Annotated in this window: 24 protein-coding genes and 1 riboswitch; of the genes, 12 read left to right on the top strand and 12 right to left on the bottom strand. The window is 62.8% G+C overall.

The genetic code is table 11. From position 1 onward, the window contains the following. The first annotated feature begins 31 nt into the window (after nucleotides 1-31). The 4 genes from J3454_RS06315 to J3454_RS06300 all read left to right on the top strand — a co-directional run bounded on the left by J3454_RS06315 (nucleotide 32) and on the right by J3454_RS06300 (nucleotide 5,079). Nucleotides 32-1,006 carry a MipA/OmpV family protein gene (locus J3454_RS06315; RefSeq protein WP_349512888.1) on the top strand — a complete coding sequence of 325 codons (975 nt, stop codon included), beginning with the start codon at nucleotides 32-34 and terminating at the stop codon, nucleotides 1,004-1,006. 113 nt (nucleotides 1,007-1,119) lie between these two features. Then, nucleotides 1,120-2,400 carry a metal-dependent hydrolase family protein gene (locus J3454_RS06310; RefSeq protein ID WP_349512887.1) on the top strand — a complete coding sequence of 427 codons (1,281 nt, stop codon included), beginning with the start codon at nucleotides 1,120-1,122 and terminating at the stop codon, nucleotides 2,398-2,400. 33 nt (nucleotides 2,401-2,433) lie between these two features. Next, nucleotides 2,434-2,540: riboswitch (TPP riboswitch) on the top strand. A 42-nt stretch (nucleotides 2,541-2,582) separates the two neighbouring features. Beyond that, on the top strand, nucleotides 2,583-4,487 hold the full coding sequence (gene thiC / locus J3454_RS06305) for a phosphomethylpyrimidine synthase ThiC (RefSeq protein ID WP_349512886.1): 1,905 nt from the start codon (nucleotides 2,583-2,585) through the stop codon (nucleotides 4,485-4,487). Next, nucleotides 4,474-5,079: a DUF3833 family protein gene (locus tag J3454_RS06300; protein ID WP_349512885.1), complete on the top strand. Its 606-nt coding sequence runs from the start codon at nucleotides 4,474-4,476 to the stop codon at nucleotides 5,077-5,079. The genes thiC and J3454_RS06300 overlap by 14 nt, the downstream gene beginning before the upstream one ends. Before the next feature lies 1 nt (nucleotide 5,080). Here J3454_RS06300 and J3454_RS06295 read toward each other — a convergent pair whose 3' ends face one another. The 4 genes from J3454_RS06295 to J3454_RS06280 all read right to left on the bottom strand — a co-directional run bounded on the left by J3454_RS06295 (nucleotide 5,081) and on the right by J3454_RS06280 (nucleotide 8,787). After that, on the bottom strand, nucleotides 5,081-5,776 hold the full coding sequence (locus J3454_RS06295; RefSeq protein WP_349512884.1) for a GGDEF domain-containing protein: 696 nt from the start codon (nucleotides 5,774-5,776) through the stop codon (nucleotides 5,081-5,083). Nucleotides 5,777-5,930: 154 nt separating this feature from the next. After that, nucleotides 5,931-6,065: a hypothetical protein gene (locus J3454_RS06290; RefSeq protein ID WP_296722200.1), complete on the bottom strand. Its 135-nt coding sequence runs from the start codon at nucleotides 6,063-6,065 to the stop codon at nucleotides 5,931-5,933. Between the two features lie 158 nt (nucleotides 6,066-6,223). Continuing rightward, complete coding sequence (locus tag J3454_RS06285) at nucleotides 6,224-8,179, bottom strand: tetratricopeptide repeat protein (RefSeq protein ID WP_349512883.1); 1,956 nt, start codon at nucleotides 8,177-8,179, stop codon at nucleotides 6,224-6,226. Nucleotides 8,180-8,313: 134 nt separating this feature from the next. After that, nucleotides 8,314-8,787: a YaiI/YqxD family protein gene (locus J3454_RS06280; protein WP_349512882.1), complete on the bottom strand. Its 474-nt coding sequence runs from the start codon at nucleotides 8,785-8,787 to the stop codon at nucleotides 8,314-8,316. A 612-nt stretch (nucleotides 8,788-9,399) separates the two neighbouring features. On the opposite strand from J3454_RS06280, the gene J3454_RS06275 reads away from it, so the two are divergent. From J3454_RS06275 to J3454_RS06265, 3 genes are all read left to right on the top strand, one after another. Then, nucleotides 9,400-9,612: a cold-shock protein gene (locus J3454_RS06275; RefSeq protein ID WP_296722192.1), complete on the top strand. Its 213-nt coding sequence runs from the start codon at nucleotides 9,400-9,402 to the stop codon at nucleotides 9,610-9,612. Nucleotides 9,613-9,702: 90 nt separating this feature from the next. Beyond that, on the top strand, nucleotides 9,703-9,978 hold the full coding sequence (locus J3454_RS06270) for a hypothetical protein (RefSeq protein WP_349512881.1): 276 nt from the start codon (nucleotides 9,703-9,705) through the stop codon (nucleotides 9,976-9,978). 92 nt (nucleotides 9,979-10,070) lie between these two features. Next, nucleotides 10,071-10,421 (top strand): HPF/RaiA family ribosome-associated protein, encoded by a 351-nt coding sequence (locus J3454_RS06265; protein ID WP_349512880.1) that lies wholly within the window; start codon nucleotides 10,071-10,073, stop codon nucleotides 10,419-10,421. 14 nt (nucleotides 10,422-10,435) lie between these two features. Here the strand turns inward: J3454_RS06265 and J3454_RS06260 are convergent, their stop codons facing one another. Next, nucleotides 10,436-11,668, bottom strand: coding sequence for an FAD-binding domain-containing protein (locus J3454_RS06260; protein WP_349512879.1), 1,233 nt, complete (start codon nucleotides 11,666-11,668; stop codon nucleotides 10,436-10,438). Between the two features lie 195 nt (nucleotides 11,669-11,863). On the opposite strand from J3454_RS06260, the gene J3454_RS06255 reads away from it, so the two are divergent. Together J3454_RS06255 and J3454_RS06250 are read left to right on the top strand one after the other, a co-directional pair. Further along, nucleotides 11,864-12,433, top strand: coding sequence for a fasciclin domain-containing protein (locus tag J3454_RS06255; protein ID WP_349512878.1), 570 nt, complete (start codon nucleotides 11,864-11,866; stop codon nucleotides 12,431-12,433). A gap of 134 nt (nucleotides 12,434-12,567) precedes the next feature. Further along, complete coding sequence (locus J3454_RS06250; protein WP_349512877.1) at nucleotides 12,568-12,999, top strand: COG3650 family protein; 432 nt, start codon at nucleotides 12,568-12,570, stop codon at nucleotides 12,997-12,999. Between the two features lie 26 nt (nucleotides 13,000-13,025). Here the strand turns inward: J3454_RS06250 and J3454_RS06245 are convergent, their stop codons facing one another. Continuing rightward, on the bottom strand, nucleotides 13,026-14,498 hold the full coding sequence (locus tag J3454_RS06245; RefSeq protein ID WP_349512876.1) for a S41 family peptidase: 1,473 nt from the start codon (nucleotides 14,496-14,498) through the stop codon (nucleotides 13,026-13,028). Between the two features lie 240 nt (nucleotides 14,499-14,738). Here J3454_RS06245 and J3454_RS06240 point away from each other — a divergent pair, with 240 nt between their 5' ends. Both J3454_RS06240 and J3454_RS06235 read left to right on the top strand, forming a co-directional pair. Next, nucleotides 14,739-15,326: a YbhB/YbcL family Raf kinase inhibitor-like protein gene (locus J3454_RS06240; protein WP_349512875.1), complete on the top strand. Its 588-nt coding sequence runs from the start codon at nucleotides 14,739-14,741 to the stop codon at nucleotides 15,324-15,326. 31 nt (nucleotides 15,327-15,357) lie between these two features. Beyond that, complete coding sequence (locus J3454_RS06235) at nucleotides 15,358-15,609, top strand: SWIB/MDM2 domain-containing protein (RefSeq protein WP_349512874.1); 252 nt, start codon at nucleotides 15,358-15,360, stop codon at nucleotides 15,607-15,609. 75 nt (nucleotides 15,610-15,684) lie between these two features. On the opposite strand, the gene J3454_RS06230 is transcribed toward J3454_RS06235, so the two are convergent. Beyond that, complete coding sequence (locus tag J3454_RS06230; RefSeq protein ID WP_349512873.1) at nucleotides 15,685-16,101, bottom strand: DoxX family protein; 417 nt, start codon at nucleotides 16,099-16,101, stop codon at nucleotides 15,685-15,687. Further along, nucleotides 16,098-16,553, bottom strand: a complete 456-nt coding sequence (locus J3454_RS06225) for a cupin domain-containing protein (protein WP_349512872.1) — start codon at nucleotides 16,551-16,553, stop codon at nucleotides 16,098-16,100. The genes J3454_RS06230 and J3454_RS06225 overlap by 4 nt, the downstream gene beginning before the upstream one ends. 65 nt (nucleotides 16,554-16,618) lie before the next feature. Here J3454_RS06225 and J3454_RS06220 point away from each other — a divergent pair, with 65 nt between their 5' ends. Next, on the top strand, nucleotides 16,619-17,908 hold the full coding sequence (locus J3454_RS06220; protein WP_349512871.1) for a dipeptidase: 1,290 nt from the start codon (nucleotides 16,619-16,621) through the stop codon (nucleotides 17,906-17,908). Nucleotides 17,909-17,924: 16 nt separating this feature from the next. Here J3454_RS06220 and J3454_RS06215 read toward each other — a convergent pair whose 3' ends face one another. From J3454_RS06215 to dapD, 4 genes are all read right to left on the bottom strand, one after another. Next, the gene (locus J3454_RS06215) at nucleotides 17,925-18,260 is read right to left on the bottom strand and encodes a DUF3140 domain-containing protein (protein ID WP_349512870.1); all 336 of its coding nucleotides are present in this window, start codon (nucleotides 18,258-18,260) and stop codon (nucleotides 17,925-17,927) included. Further along, nucleotides 18,260-18,484: a hypervirulence associated TUDOR domain-containing protein gene (locus J3454_RS06210; RefSeq protein ID WP_349512869.1), complete on the bottom strand. Its 225-nt coding sequence runs from the start codon at nucleotides 18,482-18,484 to the stop codon at nucleotides 18,260-18,262. The genes J3454_RS06215 and J3454_RS06210 overlap by 1 nt, the downstream gene beginning before the upstream one ends. Nucleotides 18,485-18,488: 4 nt before the next feature. Continuing rightward, entirely contained in the window at nucleotides 18,489-18,767 is a 279-nt protein-coding gene (locus tag J3454_RS06205; RefSeq protein ID WP_349512868.1) for a hypothetical protein, read from the bottom strand. A gap of 115 nt (nucleotides 18,768-18,882) precedes the next feature. Continuing rightward, nucleotides 18,883-19,719 (bottom strand): 2,3,4,5-tetrahydropyridine-2,6-dicarboxylate N-succinyltransferase, encoded by an 837-nt coding sequence (dapD, locus tag J3454_RS06200; RefSeq protein WP_349512867.1) that lies wholly within the window; start codon nucleotides 19,717-19,719, stop codon nucleotides 18,883-18,885. Between the last annotated feature and the right edge of the window lie 140 nt (nucleotides 19,720-19,859).

Raw genomic sequence — 19,859 nt, 5'->3', positions numbered from 1 at the left:
AAGCCCGGATCACTTCCCCAAGGATCGCATCATGAAGTCTTCTGCCGCTGCCCCTTCGCTTGCCCTGTGCGGTGTCTGGCTGATGTTGGGCGCCGTGCCCGCGCTGGCTGGTGAGACTGCCGAAGAAACAGGCGCGGAGACAGAGGCAGACGCCTCGGCCCAGACAACTCAGGATCAGGCGCAGGCTCAGAATGCCCCGGCAGTATCGCCCGCCGGTCCGCCTCCGTTCAAGCCCGTGTTCGACAGAAACTGGGCGACCATCGGGCTGGGTGCGGGACTGGTACCGACCTATGCCGGATCGAACAATTTCCAGCTGTTTCCGCTGCCGTTGATCGTTGGCCGGGTCGGCGGAGTCGGCTTCCGTCCGGCTGCGGCGGGGCTATCGCTCGATTTCCTTTCGCCCCAGCCGACGGTGGTCTCGCGCGACAAGAAGCCGACCGTCTCGCTCGGCCCGACGTTCCGGTTCCGCAACGACCGCGCAGTCGATAGCGGGGATGACGTGGTGGATGCCGCCGGACGGCTCGACAATGCACTTGAAGTAGGGGTGAGCGCCGGGCTGAGTTTTCCCGGTGTGCTGAACCGCTTCGATTCGCTCACAATATCGGCCAACGCACGCTGGGATGTGCTGGGCGCGCACGGGGGCCGGGTGATTGAGCCGGGCGTGACCTATGCCACCCCGATCGGACGCGGGATGCTGGTGCAGGTCGGCGCAACCGCCGAAATCGTCGACGACAATTTCGCCGATTACTATTTCTCCGTCACTCCGGCGCAGAGCGCGGCGAGCGGGTTGCCGATGTTTGCCGCCGACGGCGGATTGAACCGGCTCGGCACGCTGGCAATCGTCACCGTCGATACTGACGGCAATGCGCTGAACGGCGGCTTCAATGTCTATGGTCTTGCCGGGTACTCGCGGATGATCGGTGACGGGGCGGACACCCCCTACACCGCGCTGCGCGGCGATCCGAACCAGTTTCTGCTGGGTCTGGGTCTCGGCTATACCTTCTGATCCGTCGGGACGCAGGGCTCTTCGCCGCCACAGATGCCACGCGGGGCTTGCCATGGGGACAGGCCCGTCGCATCACTGCGCGCAGGGTCTGTATACCTGATGGGAGAGAATGAATGACGGGACATGTGCGCCGCGTGGCGGGATTCGTGGCAAGTGTGTGCGCGGTGCTTGCCGCGCCGCTGGCAGCCGAGACCGTAGCGATTCGCGCCGGAGCCGTGCTGACCGATGCCGCAAGCGAACCATCCGGTCCGGCGACCATCATCGTTACGGACGGCAGGATCGTTTCGATCACGCCCGGCGCCGGCCCCGTCATCGCCGACCGCGAGATCGACCTATCGACGAAGACCGTGCTGCCCGGCCTGATCGACCTCCACACTCACCTGACCGGCGATCCCGGCGGCGACTTCTGGAAGGATGCGACCGAACCCGACGAATGGGGCGTGGTCGTCGGCGCCAAGAATGCGCTGGTCACGGTGCGCGCGGGCTTCACCACCGTGCGCGAGGCGGGCAGCGGCACGGAAACCGCCTTCGCCCTGCGGCGCGGCACGGCCGAAGGCGTGATTCCCGGCCCGCGCATTGTGGCTGCTGGTCCGGCGCTGGCAATTATTGGCGGCCATGCTGACGTCAACGGCTTCCGGCCCGAGGTCAACGAACTGCTCGACAGCGGCTTCACCTGCACCGGCCCGGTCGAATGCGCGTCCAAGGTGCGGCTCGCCAGCCAGAACGGATCGGATGTCATCAAGATCACCGCCACCGGCGGCGTGCTTTCGCAGCAGGGACGCGGGCTGGAGGCGCACTTCACGCCTGAAGAAATGAAGGCGATCGCCGACACCGCCCATTCGCTCGGCCTGAAAGTCATGGCCCATGCCCACGGCGCACGCGGCATCCAGCAGGCCGCCGAAGCAGGGATCGATTCGATCGAACACGGTACCTATCTCGATGAAGCCGCCGGCAAGGCCATGAAGGCCAATGGCACGGTGCTGGTGCCGACGCTGATGGCGCTCGAAGGCGTATCCGAAGGGCTGGGCAAGGGCATCTACACACCTGTCGTCGAAGACAAGATCCGCGCTGTGCAGCCGCTGATGGCCACATTGGTCAGCCGCGCCCGCGAATATGGGGTGACGGTGGTGTTCGGCACCGATGCAGGCGTGTTTCAGCATGGCCGCAATGCCGAGGAATTCGCGCTGATGACAGCACAGGGCATGAGCAACCGCGAGGTCCTCGCCAGCGCCACCACCGGCGCGGCCAAGGTGCTTGGCATGGAAGGTGAAATCGGGCGGCTCGCCCCCGGCTATTCAGCGGACATCATCGCGGTGGACGGCAATCCGCTGGCGGACGTGACCGTGCTGGAAGACGTCGATTTCGTGATGGTGCGCGGGAAAGTGATCGAGTGAGGCTCGACACTCCGGCACAAAACGCCTAATCCTCCGCCATCCCCGGGGAGCCGCTTGGCTGAGAGGGGCGGTTAGCACCGTCCGACCCGTCGAACCTGAACCGATTAACATCGGCGGAGGGAGTGGGCTGGTCAATGCACCACAGGTCCGCGCTCCTTTCCGCAATGGAGAGAGAACGAGATATGGCCGACATCAACAGCCCCGTCGAAATCGGCGTTACCACTGGCCCCATTCGCGGCAGCCGCAAGGTCTATGTCGGCGCGCGCACCGGCTCCGGCATCCGCGTTGCCATGCGCGAGATCGACCTTGAGGGCGGCGAGCCCAGCGTGCGGGTCTACGATACTTCCGGCCCCTATACCGATCCCGATGCGCTGATCGACATCAACGCCGGCCTGCCGCAGCTGCGCCGTGACTGGATTATGGCCCGCGGCGATGTCGAGGCTTACGATGGGCGCGAGATCAAGCCCGAGGATAACGGCCAGCTCGGCCCCGACCGCAGCGGCGGCGTCCCGCAATATCCCAACGCCATAAAGCGTCCGCTTCGCGCCAAACCCGGCATGAACGTCAGCCAGATGCACTACGCCCGCCAAGGCATCATCACGCCCGAAATGGAATATGTCGCCGAGCGCGAGAACCTCGGGCGCGAAATTGCGGCTGACATGGTGCGCGACGGGCAAAGCTGGGGCGCGGAAATCCCGACCATCATCACGCCCGAATTCGTGCGCGATGAAATTGCACGGGGCCGCGCGATCATCCCCAACAACATCAACCATCCCGAAAGCGAACCGATGGCGATCGGGCGCAATTTCCTGGTCAAGATCAACGCCAATATCGGCAACTCCGCCGTGGCATCCAACGTGGCGAGTGAAGTCGACAAGATGGTGTGGGCGACCCGCTGGGGCGCGGACACGATCATGGATTTGAGCACCGGTCGCAACATCCACGACACCCGCGAATGGATCATCCGCAACGCCGCCGTCCCTGTCGGCACCGTGCCCATCTATCAGGCGCTCGAAAAAGTCGGCGGCGTGGCCGAGGAACTGACCTGGGAAATCTTCCGCGACACGCTGATCGAACAGGCCGAACAGGGCGTGGATTACTTCACCATCCACGCAGGCGTGCGGCTTGCCTATGTGCCGATGGCGGCCAAGCGGGTCACCGGGATCGTGTCGCGCGGCGGATCGATCATGGCCAAGTGGTGCCTCGCCCACCACAAGGAAAGCTTCCTCTACGAACATTTCGACGACATCACCGAAATCATGAAGGCGTATGACATAGCCTACAGCCTCGGCGACGGTTTGCGCCCCGGCAGCATCGCCGATGCCAATGACGAAGCGCAGTTCTCCGAACTTTACACCCTGGGAGAACTCACCCACCGCGCCTGGGCGCAGGATGTGCAGGTGATGATCGAAGGGCCGGGCCACGTCCCCATGCACAAGATCAAGGAGAACATGGAAAAGCAGCTGCAGGTGTGCGGCGAAGCCCCGTTCTATACCTTGGGCCCGCTCGTGACCGATATCGCGCCGGGATACGACCACATCACCAGCGGCATCGGCGCGGCGCAGATCGGCTGGTACGGCACCGCGATGCTGTGTTACGTCACGCCCAAGGAGCATCTGGGCCTGCCTGACCGTGACGATGTGAAGGTCGGCGTGATCACCTACAAGCTGGCGGCCCATGCGGCGGACTTGGCGAAGGGCCACCCGGCCTCGCAGGTGCGCGACAATGCCTTGAGCAAGGCGCGGTTCGAATTCCGCTGGCGCGACCAGTTCAACCTCAGCCTCGACCCCGAAACCGCCGAGCAATATCACGACCAGACGCTGCCGGCGGAAGGCGCGAAGTCGGCGCATTTCTGCTCGATGTGCGGGCCCAAGTTCTGCTCGATGCAGATCAGCCAGGAGGTCCGCGATTTCGCCGCCAAGCAGAACGAAAGCCCCGAAAGCTTTCTCGCATCGGAAAAGCTGGGCGCGGACACCGCCGAGGCCAGCCGTCAGGCCGCGATCAAGGGCATGGCCGAAATGAGCGCCAAGTACCGCGAAACCGGCAACCAGCTCTATGTCGGCGCGGGGGATCGTGAGCACGATTGATCGGTCAGGCGGGGTGCGCGCCAAATTGCACGCCACTGTGCTCGCCCCGCTTGTGCTGGCCTTGGCGCTGGCGCTCGCCGCCTGTGTCTCGGTGCCGGAGGGCTACACCCCTGTACCCCGTGCCGAGGCGCCGCTGTTCGATCCCTTCACCTTCTTCGCCGGAAGCAGCCGCGGGGAGGGGACGCTGAAGACAGCGATGTCCGATCCCGTCCCTGTCCGGGTGGAAAGCCGCGGGCGGATCGTGGTGGAGCGCCTGCGCGAATCCAGCTGGGATGCGCCGCCGCGCCGTGTGCTGGTGATCGACCAGACCATCCGCGAAGGCGAAAAGCCCCCGCGCACCCGCCAGTGGCGGATCGAGGAAATCGCCCCCAACCGTTATGCCGGGACGCTGTCCGACGCGATCGGCCCGGTCCGCGGGCGGGCGACAGGCAACCTTCTGGTGCTCGAATACACCATGAAAGGCAGCTTGCCAGTGCGTCAGGAACTCACCCTGTCAGCGGGCGGCACGCGGGTGGATAATCTGATGACGGTAAAGCAGCTCGGCGTGACGGTGGCGGTGCTGACCGAGGATATCCGCAAGCACGGCAGCTAAGTCAGGCTGCGCGCTCGGTGCGGTTACGGCCCGCTTGCTTGGCGGCATAGAGCGCCGCGTCGGCCCGCGCGATCAGGCTGCCCACCGGCTCGCCCTCGGCCCGCGCGGCGACGCCGAAGCTGGCGGTCATGCCATAGGGGCCGGCCGGCACGATCAGCGGGGTTTCCGCGATGGTCTGGCGCACCTGCTCGATCACGCCCGCAAAGCCCGGCAACAACGCCCCGCGCGCCGCGATCAGGAATTCCTCGCCGCCGAACCGGGCGACCAGCCAGCCTTCGGGCGCGAGCTGCCGCAGCATCGCGGCAAAGTGGACGAGGCTGGCATCGCCGCCTTCATGGCCGAGCCGGTCGTTGATGCTCTTGAACCGGTCGATATCGGCGATCGCCAGCGCCACCGGAGCGCCCTCCGCCTCTGCCGCCCACCGCTCCAGCTCCACCAGCGCCGCACGGCGGTTGGCAAGCCCGGTCAGCGCGTCGGAATGAGCGAGGTGCCGAAGCCTGGTGCGCGATTGTTCCAGCCCCAACGTCAGCATGGCGATCCAGCCATAGGCGATGCTCGCCACCACCAGCGGGATCAGCACGGCGAACGCCATGGTCAGGCCGTATTTCGCATCGCCCGACAGCGTGAAGGCAAGGTTGGTAAGCCCGGTCGAGGCGAGGATCGACCCGCCGATCACGAACACGCCGTTGCGGATCAAGCGCCCGCGGACGCCCCGCGATGCACGGGGGTAGGGCTTATGCGCCGGGATGGCGGGAAGGGCGGGCGGATGCGGCATCGCGCAGCGGCGATAGCGCGAACCCCTCGCCATTCCCTTAACGCGCGCCCCCGCGACGAACGCGGGCGAAGCCGCGTCAGGAGTTCTTCATGTTCTCCAGCCCCTTGATCCCGCCTGCCTTGAGGCTGGGCTGGCTGGCGTTGAGCTTGGGCCCGGTGTCCTTCTTGGGCTTGCGCGCTTCCTTGCTCTTCTTCTGTTGGCCCTTGGCCATCGGAGGTTCCTAACGGGCGAGATGCCCGGAGCGAGGCGTGGGCCTGATGGGGGGTGGTGTCAATGTGGGGGGCTTGCGGGCAAATGCCAAGAGCGTGCCAAACCATTCACTCCGCAAACGAAGTTATTATTTGTCAGCGCCCAATTTCTTTTCTGTCGTTACTTCGGTGTTGATGCGGACAGTTGATAGTAGCGCGGGTTGCGCGACCCAATATCTTCAATGACCTCAACGCTCCTGAGGTCATCAGAAAAAATCATTGCGAATCGCTTTGCGACTTCGAAGTCTCCAAGCAGTGATTGAGATCCTGGGCTGAGTCTCTTTCTTTGAATATCTCCGCTAACCTGATGCCCGATTATGCTCCCCTTGAAAACTGCTTCGTACTCAGCCGGCTTTATCGATGTGCCCAATCCTAAAAGCGCATTGACCTCAGTCATATAACGCACCCTTGCTTCGAAATCTCTATTGCTAATCGAGATGACGTATTCGCCTTGAGGTCCATTCCATTTCTTTTCCAGCGTCTTCACGTCCGGTCTGCAGATTGCGCGTCCTAGCTTTTTGAAAGCTTCAATTTTCATAGAAGCGCCCTCAAGCACATTTTCAACAACTTCGGCTTCGTTGTCGTCAACCTCACTCAAAGCAGCAAGTGCCTCGTTCACGCTCTTGTGAACATCCTCCCCTTTCAGGGCGCAATCCAACCTGTCTTTAGCCTCACGTAAGAATCCGACATTCATGTAGCGATATGCAAGATTGCTCATCGCTAGAGTGTTGCCATCCGATGCTGCTTTTTCGAAGGCTTTAATGGCTCGCGCTGGTGCTGAAAAATGCTGATAAGCTACGCCGATGTTATTCCACGCAAAGTTATTTCGACGACTATGAGGTATTGAAAGATAATGATGAAGCGCTAACTCGTCATTTCCCAATTGAGAGTGGCTGTAAGCAAGTGAAAATCGTTCATCATCGTCATATGGTCGCAGATGTACTATCCGCTCCATTGCTTGAATCTTCAGAAAATCATCGTTAATTTCGTCAGCAATGCTTTTAACTCGCTGCGAGAACGAAACTTCTAATTCTTGACTATCTGATATTATAGGTTTGATGCTGTCGATAAGATCGAGAGCGGAACTAGCGTCTCCGAACTTCGCAAGCTCGTGGGCGGCGGAAAGTCGAAAATTTAGAATGTCCGAGGGTTCGGAGGCTAGGTTTGCCGCCTTTTGATAAATATCAGCCGATTTTATGTGCTCTTTGTAGATCGACATTCCGGAAGCAAATGCCGCGACCACATCAAAATTATGGGGATTTTGTTCGGCGAGCCTTTCAAGATTTTGCAGACTGCCGCCTTGTCCGAATATCAGTTTCCACTCTTCACATTTGGACTCCCATTGCGCCTGCAAGCCTTGTGACTGCGCATGGTCAGATTGGTAGAATGCGTCAGAAATTCGCTGCGCTCTATCTGGACTTTCCTTTAGAATTTGCCAGAAGTAAGCATTTTTGAAGTTCTCAAAACTCCAGTCAGGCTGTGGCGTCTCTTCTTCATCATCACTTACATCTAGTTCATTCCGCGTAGAGGCTTCTGAAGCAATATTGACCTCAGAATCTTTTGACATGTCCGAGCGGGAAGACGTTGTTGGACTTAGGTCCTGCAGCATCTCAAGTATTTTGCCGAATGACTTTTGTGGTGCGTCTCTTGTAAATGATATAAACTCAACATCTCCTTGAAGACCGCCGGGACGGCGGCATCCTTCCTCAAGAAGTATTAAAAAGGACATAGAATGGGCCAATGCAAGGCCGATTTCTTGTATAATCCAGTCAGATGTCTTCCACTCGATGTCGGAGTTTTTGGATTTTGAATAATTTGAAAAGATGAGACTTTGAGATACCGCACTTGGAGAAAGCGCCAGCTCCTTCTTTGTGCAAATACCGATGAAGGTGTTTCTATCCTCCATGAGGCCGCGAACCTTCTCGGCTAAAATTTGAGGTGCTGCCTTTTGGGCGTTCACCCATTCGAACGAGTGCAAAGAGCCCCTGATTTGGTCAAAGAACTTCAAGAATATCGAAACAATTGCTTCATCGTCATCCGTGAAGCTATGACCGACAAATGCTTTGATGTGAGGCATGGTTTTTTCGTTAGCAAGTTCTCGGATGGATTTACATATGGAGTTTGCAAATTGTGGAGAATTAACAAACCGCGATCGTGTAATCTTGGACTAGGCGACACTGTCGCCGCTCCGTAGCCCATTTCGATACCGCTCTAACGCCCCAACCCCACCAGCACCCGGTCGAGCGCCTGCAAGAACCGCGAGCGGTCCGCCTTGCTGAACGGCGCGGGGCCGCCGCCGACGCCGTCCATCCCTGCGCGCAGGTCGGCCATGATCGCGCGGGTGGCGATGGCGCCGCCGATGCTGGCGGGGCTGAATTCCTCGCCGTTGTGTTTCAGCACCCGCGCGCCGGCCTTCAGGCACCGTTCGGCGAGCAGGATGTCGCCGGTGATGACCACGCAGGTGTTCTTCGGCAGCGCCTCGGCGGCCTCGGCAATCCAGTCATCCGCCGCGTCGAAGCTGTCCGACACCACCACCCGCTTGATGCGCGGGGACACGGGGATGCGGAAAGGCGCGTTGCTGACCACGCGCACCTCGGCGCGGAACCGTTCGGCGACGCGGTAGATCTCGTCCTTCACCGGGCAGGCATCGGCGTCGATCAGGATGGTGATGGGGGCAGATGACATCGCGCAAGCCTAGAGCGTTTTCGAGCCGGGTGGAAACACCCGGCGACTCGGAAAACGCGACCAATCACGATCGCCCAGCGCGGCGGGCGCGGTAAATGGCGCGAGACTCTTTCCTACACCCCCCGATCCGCGCCATCCTGCGCCGATGCACCCCAAGCCCGCAACCCGCGCCGAATCGCACGCGCCCACGCCCATCTCGCAGGCGCATAGTGGGGGCAGGTTTTCGGTTCCTGGACAGTGTCTCATGTGTCTCCTACACGGCGGCGCAGCGACAGTGGCAAGTGCAAGCCAAAACGGTGCCGCAGGCACCGCAAGGCCGACCGGCCGCCCGCAGCGACGCGGCCGCAGGCCGTGTGAGCGAGGATTTCGCACGCCCGGACGGGCGTGCGGAACACAAACAATCCCCCAAATTAGGCGATCGGGACAATCCATGCTACATGCTCCCTCGCTGACGTCGAAATTTGCGACGGACTTCGAAATTTGCGCTCCGCCGCTTGGCTGTATGGCCCCCGGCGTTAACCAGACGACGACTTCCTTTCATCGGACGAACTGACGCACTTCCCCGCTGCATGGTGTGGCGGGTCACGAAAATGTTCTTGAAAGGAACATCGCATGAGCAAGACCGGAACCGTAAAGTTCTTCAACGCCGACAAGGGCTATGGTTTCATCCAGCCCGACGATGGCTCGTCCGACAGCTTCGTGCATATCACTGCCGTTCAGGCAGCCGGCATGCACAGCCTCGAAAAGGACCAGCGTCTGAACTTCGAACTCGAGCGCGGCCGTAATGGCAAGGAAAGCGCTGTGAACCTTTCGGCAGCTGACTGACCGAATACCGGAGCGGGAGGGGGCATTGGCGCTCTCCCGCTCCACCGCTTTCCCGCCTCCCCCTCCAACCCCGGCAGGATATTAAAGCCCATGGCCCAGACCTACGAATTCTACTGCGAACGCGCAGACGAGGCAGCCGCTCTCGCCGATGCTGCGACGCTGGAAAACGTGCGCGAGCGTGAGCTGCGCTCGGAAAAGACCTGGCGCGGGCTGGCCGAACAAGCGCGCAAAACTGCCGTGCAACGCGCCAAGGCGGATAATGTGCGCGCCGAAAAGCGCGCTGCCGAAGCGGAAGCTGCCGAGGCCGAAGCCGAGCTTGAGGCTGCTAACGAGGACGAATCCGAGACCGAAAGCGAAAGCATCTGACATCGGCTACGGTTTCCTCTGGAAACCGGCTGTCTTGCGTCCCATATTGGTTGTGTCGATACAAAACCAAAACAAGGACAGGAGGATAGCGCATGGCAATGCAATTCCAGTTCAACACCGATAGTTCGGTAATGGGAACGGAAAACGTCGCAGAGCGGATCGAACAGCAGGTCCGGCAGAAGCTGGCGCGGTTCGAGGATCGGCTCACCCGGCTTGAAGTCCATGTGAGCGACGTCAACGGACGCAAGCACGGCGCGGACGACAAGCATTGCACCATTGAGGCGCGCCCGCGCGGTGGTCGCCCGATCGGTGTCACTGGCAAGGCGCCCGATGTCGATGGCGCGGCGCGGATCGCCGCCAACACCATGGCCGAACGGCTGGAACGCATCTTCGGCAAGGCCGAGCGGCACCGCCACGACCCTTCGCCCGACAAGACGATCTAACCTGGCTTCGGGGGCTAACCGCCTCCGATCCCGCATTCCCCCAGCACCGCGTCGATCTGCTTGGCGACTCCGAAAAAGCCCGCCTTGGCCAGCGGCCAGGTAGCGCGGTCGAGGTCTCCGAGCAGGGAGATGACGCGGCCCTCGCCGGTCAGTGCGGCCAGACCGGGCGCGAGCGCATCGCGGGTCCATCCGGCGGGCAGATAGGGCACCGCAAGACGCGTGATGCCGGCCTGAGCCAGCAACGGTTCAATCGGCTCGTCCGCGTGCCATAGCACGGCCGGGCAGCCGAACGTCGCCGCTGCCTCCGCCAGTCCGCTGGCCATCGCCGCTTCGGTAAAGCACCGGGCGAGTACGCCAACCGCTCCGGGCGAGCGTGCCCCCGAGCGGCTCGCGCCGATCACCAGCGCAGGTGCGGCGGGCAGGGCGAGGGGAGCATGATGCGCCGCCTCGTCATGCAGCAGCAGCGCGTAGGGTTCGGCGAGGTCTTCGGGCGTTACTGGCGGCGGGAGATCGGGCAAGCTGCGCAGATGGTCGCGGGGTTCGGTGAGCGGTTCAGCGTCCTGCGCCAAACGCTCGGCAGTCAGCGGGCCGTGCGCGCGCCCGGCAGTGTAGCGGGCGATGTTGTCTGCCTGCGCGAGGTAGTGCTTGCCGCGGGTGTGCAACCCACCAACCCAGCGCCACGACAAGGTGTTGGAGGCCGCATCGCCGTCCAGCAGGTGCCGCACGAAGAAGTCCGCGCCCAATTGCCAGTCCAGCCGCAGTGTGAAGATCCAGATGCTCGCAAACCACATCCGCGCGTGGTTGTGGAGGTAGCCCGTCTCGGCAAGTTCGCGCGCCCAGACATCGAACGCTGCGATCCCGGTGCGCCCCTCGGTGGCCTCGGCATAGGCTTTGCGCAGACCGGCATTGGCTTTCATCGCCGCCAGCGCCGCATCGCGGCCTTCGCGATAGCTGTCCCAGACGCCCGGCCGCTGTTCGAGGTAGCCCTTGAAGTAGAGGCGCCAGAACACCTCGGCGATGAACTTCTCTGCCGTACGGGGGGCATGTTGCGCCAGCAAAGCCTCCAGCACCTCGGCCTCGCCCAGTGCCCCTGCGTGGAGCCACGGCGAAAGTTGCGAGACATTGCTCCGGCTGCCGATCGAAGGACCATCGTCGTGGTTGCGCCGATCGGCGTAGATGCGCCCCGCAGCAGGCAGGAATTCGGCAAGGCGCGCAAGCGCGTGCTCGCGGGTTGGGCTCCAGTTCATGGGGCAAGCAACCCTGACGCATCAGCAAAGTTCCGGGCCGGAGGATCGCGTTCGTAATGGTTCGGAACCTCCGTCGCATCCAATCATTGGGACAATGAACGGGCAGCGCCATTTCGGTGCCAAGCCCGGTCGTCCCCGGTGCGCTGTGTTATCGGGACGAACCAAGGCCTACGGGCGCAATCAAGGACTATTTACATGAAGATCATGCAATTCACTCTCGCTTCCGCGGTCGCACTCGCTCTGACTGCCTGTGCCAGCGAAACTCCGGCCGATGATACCGCGGCGGATACCACTGCGATGACCGCAGATGCCACCGCGACGGGCAACATCGTCGAGGTCGCCCAAGGCGATGAGACCTTCTCCACATTGGTCGCTGCGGTGACCGCCGCTGACCTGGGCGAGACCCTTTCGGGCGCCGGACCCTACACGGTGTTCGCACCAACCAATGATGCCTTTGGCAAGCTGCCGGACGGCACTGTTGAGCAACTGACGACCGAAGACACCGAGACATTGAAGTCGATCCTGACCTACCATGTCGTTGAAGGTTCGGTCGATGCGGCCACCCTGACCAATGCGATCGCAGAAGCGGGCGATGCCGGCTACACGATCAACACCGTCGGCGGCGGCACTCTGACAGCCACTGTCGCCGATGGCGGCGTGGTGCTGACCGATGCGACCGGCAACACCGCCAATGTGACCGCGACCGACGTGGCGGCCTCCAATGGCGTGATCCATGTGATCGATACGGTGCTGATGCCGCAGTAAGCGGATCGGCATTGATAAAAACCGAGGGCGGATCGCGCGATGGCGCGGTCCGCCCTTTGTTCTGGCCGCCCTCACGACAGCCCTTTGCCAAGCAAATCGGGTCGGTTTAAACTCCATTGCCAGAGGAGCACGCCATGCCCACCAGCTTTCGCCACCTGTTATTTTCGCCCGCGCTGCTGGTTGCCGCCTGTACCCCTGCGGATGATGCAATCGACCCGGAAGGCAGAACCTTCGATGCGGTTGCGCCGACGGAGGTGGTTACTATCTCGGGAACCGAGCCTTTCTGGACTGCCCGGATCAAGCAAGGCGAGGCGGTGTGGATGACGCCCGGAAATCCGGGCGGCACGCGCTTTGCCGTCACCCGTTTTGCCGGGAACAATGGGCTGGGCTTTACCGGCGAGTTAAATGGCGACGCCTTTACCGCCACGCTCACCCCCGGCGATTGCAGCGACGGCATGAGCAATCGTACCTTCCCCTTTGTCGCCACGGTCGCTGTGGGCGAGGAGACCCTGATGGGCTGCGGCTACACCACCGGCCAGCCCTTCACCGGCGACGCCGCGCCCTGAGCCGACCGCCCTTGGCAGGGCGGGCGTCAGAACAGGCCGGGAATGTCGATTTGTGCCGGGCTGGGGCGGCGAGGGCGCAGCGCCTCGGTTTCGGGCAGGTCGATCACCGCACTGCCGCGCTGCGGCGCGTCGGCACCGCTGCTGGCAATATCGCCAGCAGCGCTCTGTCCGATTGCGGTACACGAACGTCCGCCAAGGAAATCCAACGCGGTCGCGATCGAGGCTTCGCTCGGGTCGCCCAGCGGACGGGAGAAATCGTCTTCCGCGCGGCAGGTGTTGGGAACCACGCTTGCTAGGCCGGTGAAGTATTCACCCTGATCATTGGCGTTGACGGTCTGAAAGGTCACCGCCCGCACTCTGAGGTCGCAAGCCTCGAGGTCGAAGCCGAACTGGCCGACCGGCTTTCCGAACGTGTTGCCGCCGATCAGCGCCATATTGTCACCGAGGTACGGGATCATCGAATTCACCACCAGCTCGCTGGCCGAAGCGCTGGCATTGGTGGTGATAAATGCGATGCGGGTGGGGGCAATGGCATTCGCCTCGCTCTCGAACAGGCGGGTTTCGTTCTCAGCGGCCTTGGAAGGGCGCAGCACGGTCCGGCTCCAAACCTGTCCGATCCGGCCGGATCCCATGAGGTCGCCCATGGTATCGGCGACATTGACCAGTCCGCCGCCGTTGTAACGCAGATCGATGATCAGTTCGGTCACCCCCTGGGCCGCAAACTGGCCGAATGCCTGCCGCAACTGGGTCGCCGCATCGGCGATGATGAAGGTGCGCAGGTTGAGATAGCCGACCCGCTTGCCGCCATCATCCAGCACCTGCACGCCATAGCGATCGGATATCGGGTCCAGCGCAAATTCGGTTTTGGTGATGCTGCGTTCGAAGGTGGCGCCGCCCGGCTGGACGAAGCGCAGCACGCGGACGGTTCCGGCGGTGCCAGGGCCGAGCGCGTTGACCACCGCCTGCGGCCCGCCGCTCGCCATCAGGGTCGCAACGCTTTGCAGGTTGGCGCTCGAGGTGCCGATGGCGGTGATCTCGCTTCCCCGGTCGAGGCCGGCGGCGAAACCGTTGCCCCCTTCGAACGCTTCGGTGACGAATACGCGGTTGTTCGAAGTGTCGTAGAACAGGCGAATGCCGAACCCTGCGGTCGCGCCGGAGCTGATCAGCGCGTTCTCTTCCGCGATCGAGGTTGCGAAGGTGAAGAACCGGTCGCGGCTCTGCGCGCGGGCGGGGGCGACGCGGGCATCGAGATAGTCCTGCAGCGCGTTGAAGCTCGCCGGATTGGCATTGGCGAGCAGGTTAGGGAACAGGTACCATTCGTTCAGTACGCTATCGGCGAAATCCTGCTGCGCGCGCAAGGAACAGGCTGAGGTCGTCGGCGTGGGAGAAGGGGTTGGCGACACGCCGCCTGTGATAGGCGGGGCCGATGATCCTCCTCCGCCGCATCCAACCAGTGCGAAGGCAAGGATGATGCTGAGCGCGGCGCGGGGGGCTGTCATTATGGGATGCGACTCCGGCGTGAGATAATGTCGAGAAAATGGCTTGGTCGGGGTTGCTTGGATGCAATGTCTTGGCATCAAGGGCAAGCCGCAGCGGCTCAGTGGCCCAAAAATATCACACCTGGGCTGTTTTTGCCTGCTATTGCAGGGTTTTCCTCAGAAACCGGTAGAAACTGGGCTTTCCAGTCTCGTTTCTCGCGGTGGATGGGACTAGCACGAAGGCGATGAAGCGACAGAATCATGACTGAATTTCCTGCCTGGCTCACATCTCATGTGCCCGCTACCGCACGCCATCCCGGCCTCGCGGTGGTTGCGCTCGGCTCGGCTCAGGCGCTCGGGCGGGGCGGATTTGCTTTGACCAGCCCGGCGTTTCGCGCGGGCGATGAACTCGACCCCAGCTTTACCGCCACCGAAGAAGACGCCGTAGCCCCGCCGCTGGAATGGAGCGCGCCGCCCCCCGGATCCCATGAGTTGGTGATCGTGGTCGAGGAAGCTTCGGTTCAGGGTTCCGAGCCTGCGTGCCACTGGCTGGTCTGGGGCCTGCCTGCGCAGCGTGGAAAGTTGCTCGAGGGTGAAGTTCCGCCGCGCACCGGCAAGAATGCTTTCGGCAATTCCGAATGGCTGCTGCCCGATCCGCCTGAAGGCGAGCAGCGCCATTACCTGTTCCAGATTTTCGCTACCGACCTGCCACTGGTGCTGATGCCCGGGGCAAGCCGCGCGGAACTGCTCGCATCATTGCAAGGGACAATAACCGCCTGCGCAGTGCTTTCGGCCACCTTCACTGGCGGTGCGGGAGAAGGTGCGGGCTTAGATGATGACGAGTTTTAATTTACCTGCCACAAATACAAGGGAGTAGAACATGGCTGGCACGACCAACGCACTGCAGAAGCCGGTGCAGCTTTCCGGAGACCTCGAAGCGGTGATCGGCAAAGGCCCGATGACCCGCGCACAGGTCACCTCGAAGGTGTGGGAATACATCAAGGCGAACAACCTGCAGGACAGCAAGGACAAGCGTCAGATCAATCCCGATGCCAAGCTTGGCGCGGTGATCGGCAAGGACCAGATCTCGATGTTCAAGATGACCGCTGCGGTGTCGAAGCACCTCAGCTGAATTTGACGCTCCGCTTTGTGGCGGGGTTCAACGCAAGCGGCGCGCGACCTGTCGGGTCGCGCGCCGTTTTGCGTTTCAGCCGGACTTTTCCGCTGACCCGCTCTGGCGGAGCGCTGCCGGATCGCGGCTGACCCACACGGCCAGCGCAATGATCAGCGGCTGGGCGAACATTCGGGGGACATGATAGCCGAGGCCCAACCCACTATCCGCGCGCGCCATGTCGATGATGAAGTGGTTGATGTTGGCGGGCCATACGCACAGCGCATAGAGCGCCAGCCCCCACCCCGCCGCGCGCCGCAATCGCGGTGAGAACGGCTGGACCAGTCCGACCGCGCCGAGAACCTCGGCCACACCCGTCAACAGCACCACCGCTTCGGGCGCGGGCACCCAGGTGGGCATGATGGCCAGAAACGGTTCGGGCCGGATCAGGTGGATTACCCCCGCCGCCCCATAGAATAGCGCGAGTAGCCAGCGCAGTGCGGTGCGGATCACGCGCCTTGATCCCCGCCCGGTTCCCAGTCCGGCGCGGCCAGCGTGAATCCGGCGAAATCGAACCCCGGCACCACCACGCAGGACACCAGTGTATAGCCGAACTGCGGCGCACTCGCGGGCCGCGCAGCCTGCCATTCGTCCTTCGCCACCAACCCCTGCAACTGCTGACCCGCCCGGATATCTGCGCCCAGAATGACCGACCGCACCGGCCCGGTATCGCTGGCAGCGAGCCGCAGTTGGAGCGGATCGCCCGCCTGCCACAGCCACAGCTCCGCTGCATCGACCCGGTGCCAGTGCGATGCTTCGCCCGCTTGCAGCAGGAAGATGATCCCCGTCCCCGACGCACGCCCTTCCGGGCCGGCTTCGCCCCGCCAGGTCTCGCGATACCACCCGCCTTCGGGATGAGCGGTCAGGCCCAATTGTTCGATCAGTCCTGCCGCGCTATCACTCATGCCGATGTCCTTGCCTGCCCCCTATGTCTTCGGGTGCGGGCGCTCTACCTTCGGGAGCCTTGTCGATGCAACTTTTCGCGCCGTCCCTCACCGCTCTGGCTGCCGCGCTGATGCTGGCAGGCCCGCTCCACGCGCAGGAGGCTCCGGTCGATCCCGCCACTGCCACCGCCAATGCCGCGCTCGAGGTTGCGCCGGTGTTTGACGGGCATAATGATGTGCCCAACCAGCTGCGTTCGCGGGTCGCCAACCAGATCGCCGCCTTCGATTTCGAAGACACCACCGACAGCGGCGAGAGCCATCCCCAAGGCCGCGCACTGCACACCGATCTCGCCCGGCTGGCCGAAGGCAAGGTCGGCGCGCAGTTCTGGTCGGTCTATGTGCCGTCCAACCCGGACGAGGCCGAAGCGGTGCAACAGGTGATCGAGCAGATCGACGTCACCAAGCGGCTGATCGCACGCTATCCCGAAGGCCTGCGCTTTGCCGAGACCGCCGATCAGGTCGAACGCGCGATGGCCGACGGCCGAGTCGCCTCGCTGCTGGGGATGGAAGGCGGCCATGCCATCGGATCGAGCCTTGCCGTGCTGCGCCAGCTTCATACGCTCGGCGCACGCTACATGACGTTGACTCACAACAGCAACACGCCCTGGGCCGATGCCGCCACCGATACGCCGGTGCACGGCGGCCTCACCGATTTCGGCAAGGATGTGGTGCGCGAAATGAACCGGCTGGGGATGCTGGTCGATCTCAGCCATGTCAGCGAAGACACCATGATGGATGCGCTGGATGTCGCAAAAGCCCCGGTGATCTTCAGCCATTCGGGCGCACGCGCCGTCAACGGCCACCCGCGCAACGTGCCGGATTCCGTTCTGGCGCGTCTGCCAGAGAATGGCGGGATCGTGATGGTGGTGGCGCTGCCCCGCTTCATCAACGAGGAACTGCGCCAGTGGGGCGCGCGGGGCGCGGCAGAGGAAGCACGCCTCAAGGCCCTGTTTCAGGGGCAGCCCGAAAAGGTCGCGGCAGAGATGGAGGCGTGGGAAAAGGCCAACCCCGAACCTGCCGCGACAATTGGGGATATGGCCGATCACATCGATCATATCCGCGACATTGCAGGCGTGGAATCGATCGGCATCGGCGGCGACTTCGACGGGATGCCGTCGGGCCCGGTGGGGTTCGAGGATGTGCGCGGCTATCCGCTGCTGTTCGCCGAGCTGGCACGGCGCGGCTATTCGCAGGCGGAACTGGAAATGATCGCCAGTCGCAACGCGATAAGGGTCATGCGCGCGGCAGAAGCCTATTCCGCCAGCGTGCGCGACATGGCCCCGATCGAGACGCTCATCGCTTCGTCGCAGCCGTGAATATGGGAGGGCCCGCTCAATCCTTGAGCGGGTCGTGGCCCCAGTTCATTAGACTGTACCGCCACCGAGTATCGGCAATGTCGCCGCCTGGCCGCTGGGCGCAATGGCGCGCGATATAGCCGTTGACCTTGCGCATATGCGCGTAATCGTCGTCGGACAGGTCGGCCTTGTGCGTGCGCTTGATGGCGATGATCCGCCGGCCCGAGGCATGACCGGTGCTTTCGCCGCCGTCGTCGCTATCGCCGACCGATTGCGAATCGTCGGTCTGGAGCCATTCCTCCAGTTCCTTCGGCGCCATGTTCACCCGCTCGCCGAAGGTCCGGTAGACATCCTCACGGTCGTCCCCGTCCATCAGCCCTTGTCCGCTTCAAGTTCGCTGCCAAGTTTCAGCACCTGATCGCCATCGTCCTGCTCGATCAGATAGGCGGGGTTGTCGGTGCTGCCGTGTCGGGTGATCTCGGAGCCTTTAAGCGTTCTGGTGACATCGCGTTCGAACCGTTCGACCACCTTGCCCCTGCCTTCGCCGCTGCCCCACTGCCATTTGACCTTCTGGCCTTTCCCGAACTTTTCGCTCATCGGCCTACTCGCTGTCTTGAATGTCGGTGAATTCGTCGCCGACCTCGGGATTGATCCCGTCCATCGTTCTCTCGTCGTCATCCACCCGCTCTTCGATCCGTCCGGTAGCGGTTGCCTCGCTTTCGACCTCGCCCTCCGTGAGAGCGCCAGTCACCCAGACGATGGTGAGCGCGATGATGGCAAGGCCGGTGCTGATCAGCAGAACCCAGCGCACCACGCCTTCCTTGGTGCCTGCCTTGGCGTCGTCTTGATCGATCCGCGTTCCGCGATCTGGTGTCGGCATAAATATCTCCTGCAATCATGCTGCAGGAATCAACGTCCTGGTCATGGCGCTGTTTCGGCCAAGAGGTTCGGACGAGGCATAAATGCGCCGGAACGAGGCGCGAGCGCCGCGCGATTCAGTCGCGCAGCAACTCGTTGATCCCGGTCTTGGATCGGGTCTGCGCATCCACGGTCTTGACGATCACGGCGCAATAGAGGCTGGGGCCGGGGCTGCCATCGGGCAGCGGCTTGCCGGGCATGGAACCGGGGACCACCACCGAAAAAGGCGGCACCTCGCCCATGTGCACTTCGCCCGTGGCGCGGTTCACGATCTTGGTCGATGCGCCCAGATAGACGCCCATGGAAAGCACCGCGCCTTCGCCCACGCGCACACCTTCTGCGACTTCGGAACGCGCGCCGATAAAGGCGTTGTCGCCGATGATGACAGGTTCGGCCTGCAGCGGTTCCAGCACGCCGCCGATCCCTGCGCCGCCCGAGATATGGACATTCGCCCCGATCTGCGCGCACGAACCCACCGTCGCCCAGGTGTCGATCATGGTGTTTTCGCCGACATAGGCGCCGATATTGACGAAGCTGGGCATCAGCACCGCGCCCTTGCCGATAAAGCTGCCGCGCCGCACCACGGCGCCGGGAACCACGCGGAAGCCCGCCTCGCGGAAGCGGCTTTCGCCCCAACCGGCGAATTTCAGCGGCACCTTGTCGAACGCCGCTTCACCCGCCGCGCCGCCGTCCATCACCCGGTTGTCGTTGAGGCGGAAGCTCAGCAGCACCGCCTTCTTCAGCCACTGGTTGACCTGCCAGCCTCCGTTCCCGTCGGGCCCGGCGACGCGCGCCTCGCCGCAATCGAGCATGGCAAGCGCATCGCTGACCGCGTGCCGCAGATCGCTGGTGGAAGTGAGATCGGCACGGTTTTCCCATGCCTTCTCGATCGTGGCGATCAGCTTGTCACTCATGGTATCCTCCGGCGCGAAATCAGCAGGTGGGTGCTGCTAGCCGCGCTTGCGTAAGTCGGCAAGCGTTACGCAAACGGCCCATAGGGCCGCAAGTGCGACCGTCCTCAAGTAGCGAAGCGGTAGAACGCCAGGAACACCGC

It is taken from the genome of Erythrobacter sp. NFXS35 (assembly GCF_040148725.1).
Taxonomy (GTDB): domain Bacteria; phylum Pseudomonadota; class Alphaproteobacteria; order Sphingomonadales; family Sphingomonadaceae; genus Erythrobacter.
The sequence above is the reverse complement of the archived record's forward strand: the minus strand, read 5'-3'. Positions and strand labels throughout refer to the sequence as shown.

Coding starts and splice junctions, on each gene's coding strand:
- J3454_RS06315 (WP_349512888.1), top strand. CDS start 32: ATGAAGTCTTCTGCCGCTGCCCCTTCGCTTGCCCTGTGCGGTGTCTGG.
- J3454_RS06310 (WP_349512887.1), top strand. CDS start 1,120: ATGACGGGACATGTGCGCCGCGTGGCGGGATTCGTGGCAAGTGTGTGC.
- thiC (WP_349512886.1), top strand. CDS start 2,583: ATGGCCGACATCAACAGCCCCGTCGAAATCGGCGTTACCACTGGCCCC.
- J3454_RS06290 (WP_296722200.1), bottom strand. CDS start 6,065: ATGGCCAAGGGCCAACAGAAGAAGAGCAAGGAAGCGCGCAAGCCCAAG.
- J3454_RS06285 (WP_349512883.1), bottom strand. CDS start 8,179: ATGCCTCACATCAAAGCATTTGTCGGTCATAGCTTCACGGATGACGAT.
- J3454_RS06280 (WP_349512882.1), bottom strand. CDS start 8,787: ATGTCATCTGCCCCCATCACCATCCTGATCGACGCCGATGCCTGCCCG.
- J3454_RS06275 (WP_296722192.1), top strand. CDS start 9,400: ATGAGCAAGACCGGAACCGTAAAGTTCTTCAACGCCGACAAGGGCTAT.
- J3454_RS06270 (WP_349512881.1), top strand. CDS start 9,703: ATGGCCCAGACCTACGAATTCTACTGCGAACGCGCAGACGAGGCAGCC.
- J3454_RS06265 (WP_349512880.1), top strand. CDS start 10,071: ATGGCAATGCAATTCCAGTTCAACACCGATAGTTCGGTAATGGGAACG.
- J3454_RS06260 (WP_349512879.1), bottom strand. CDS start 11,668: ATGAACTGGAGCCCAACCCGCGAGCACGCGCTTGCGCGCCTTGCCGAA.
- J3454_RS06255 (WP_349512878.1), top strand. CDS start 11,864: ATGAAGATCATGCAATTCACTCTCGCTTCCGCGGTCGCACTCGCTCTG.
- J3454_RS06250 (WP_349512877.1), top strand. CDS start 12,568: ATGCCCACCAGCTTTCGCCACCTGTTATTTTCGCCCGCGCTGCTGGTT.
- J3454_RS06245 (WP_349512876.1), bottom strand. CDS start 14,498: ATGACAGCCCCCCGCGCCGCGCTCAGCATCATCCTTGCCTTCGCACTG.
- J3454_RS06240 (WP_349512875.1), top strand. CDS start 14,739: ATGACTGAATTTCCTGCCTGGCTCACATCTCATGTGCCCGCTACCGCA.
- J3454_RS06235 (WP_349512874.1), top strand. CDS start 15,358: ATGGCTGGCACGACCAACGCACTGCAGAAGCCGGTGCAGCTTTCCGGA.
- J3454_RS06225 (WP_349512872.1), bottom strand. CDS start 16,553: ATGAGTGATAGCGCGGCAGGACTGATCGAACAATTGGGCCTGACCGCT.
- J3454_RS06220 (WP_349512871.1), top strand. CDS start 16,619: ATGCAACTTTTCGCGCCGTCCCTCACCGCTCTGGCTGCCGCGCTGATG.
- J3454_RS06215 (WP_349512870.1), bottom strand. CDS start 18,260: ATGGACGGGGACGACCGTGAGGATGTCTACCGGACCTTCGGCGAGCGG.
- J3454_RS06210 (WP_349512869.1), bottom strand. CDS start 18,484: ATGAGCGAAAAGTTCGGGAAAGGCCAGAAGGTCAAATGGCAGTGGGGC.
- J3454_RS06205 (WP_349512868.1), bottom strand. CDS start 18,767: ATGCCGACACCAGATCGCGGAACGCGGATCGATCAAGACGACGCCAAG.
- dapD (WP_349512867.1), bottom strand. CDS start 19,719: ATGAGTGACAAGCTGATCGCCACGATCGAGAAGGCATGGGAAAACCGT.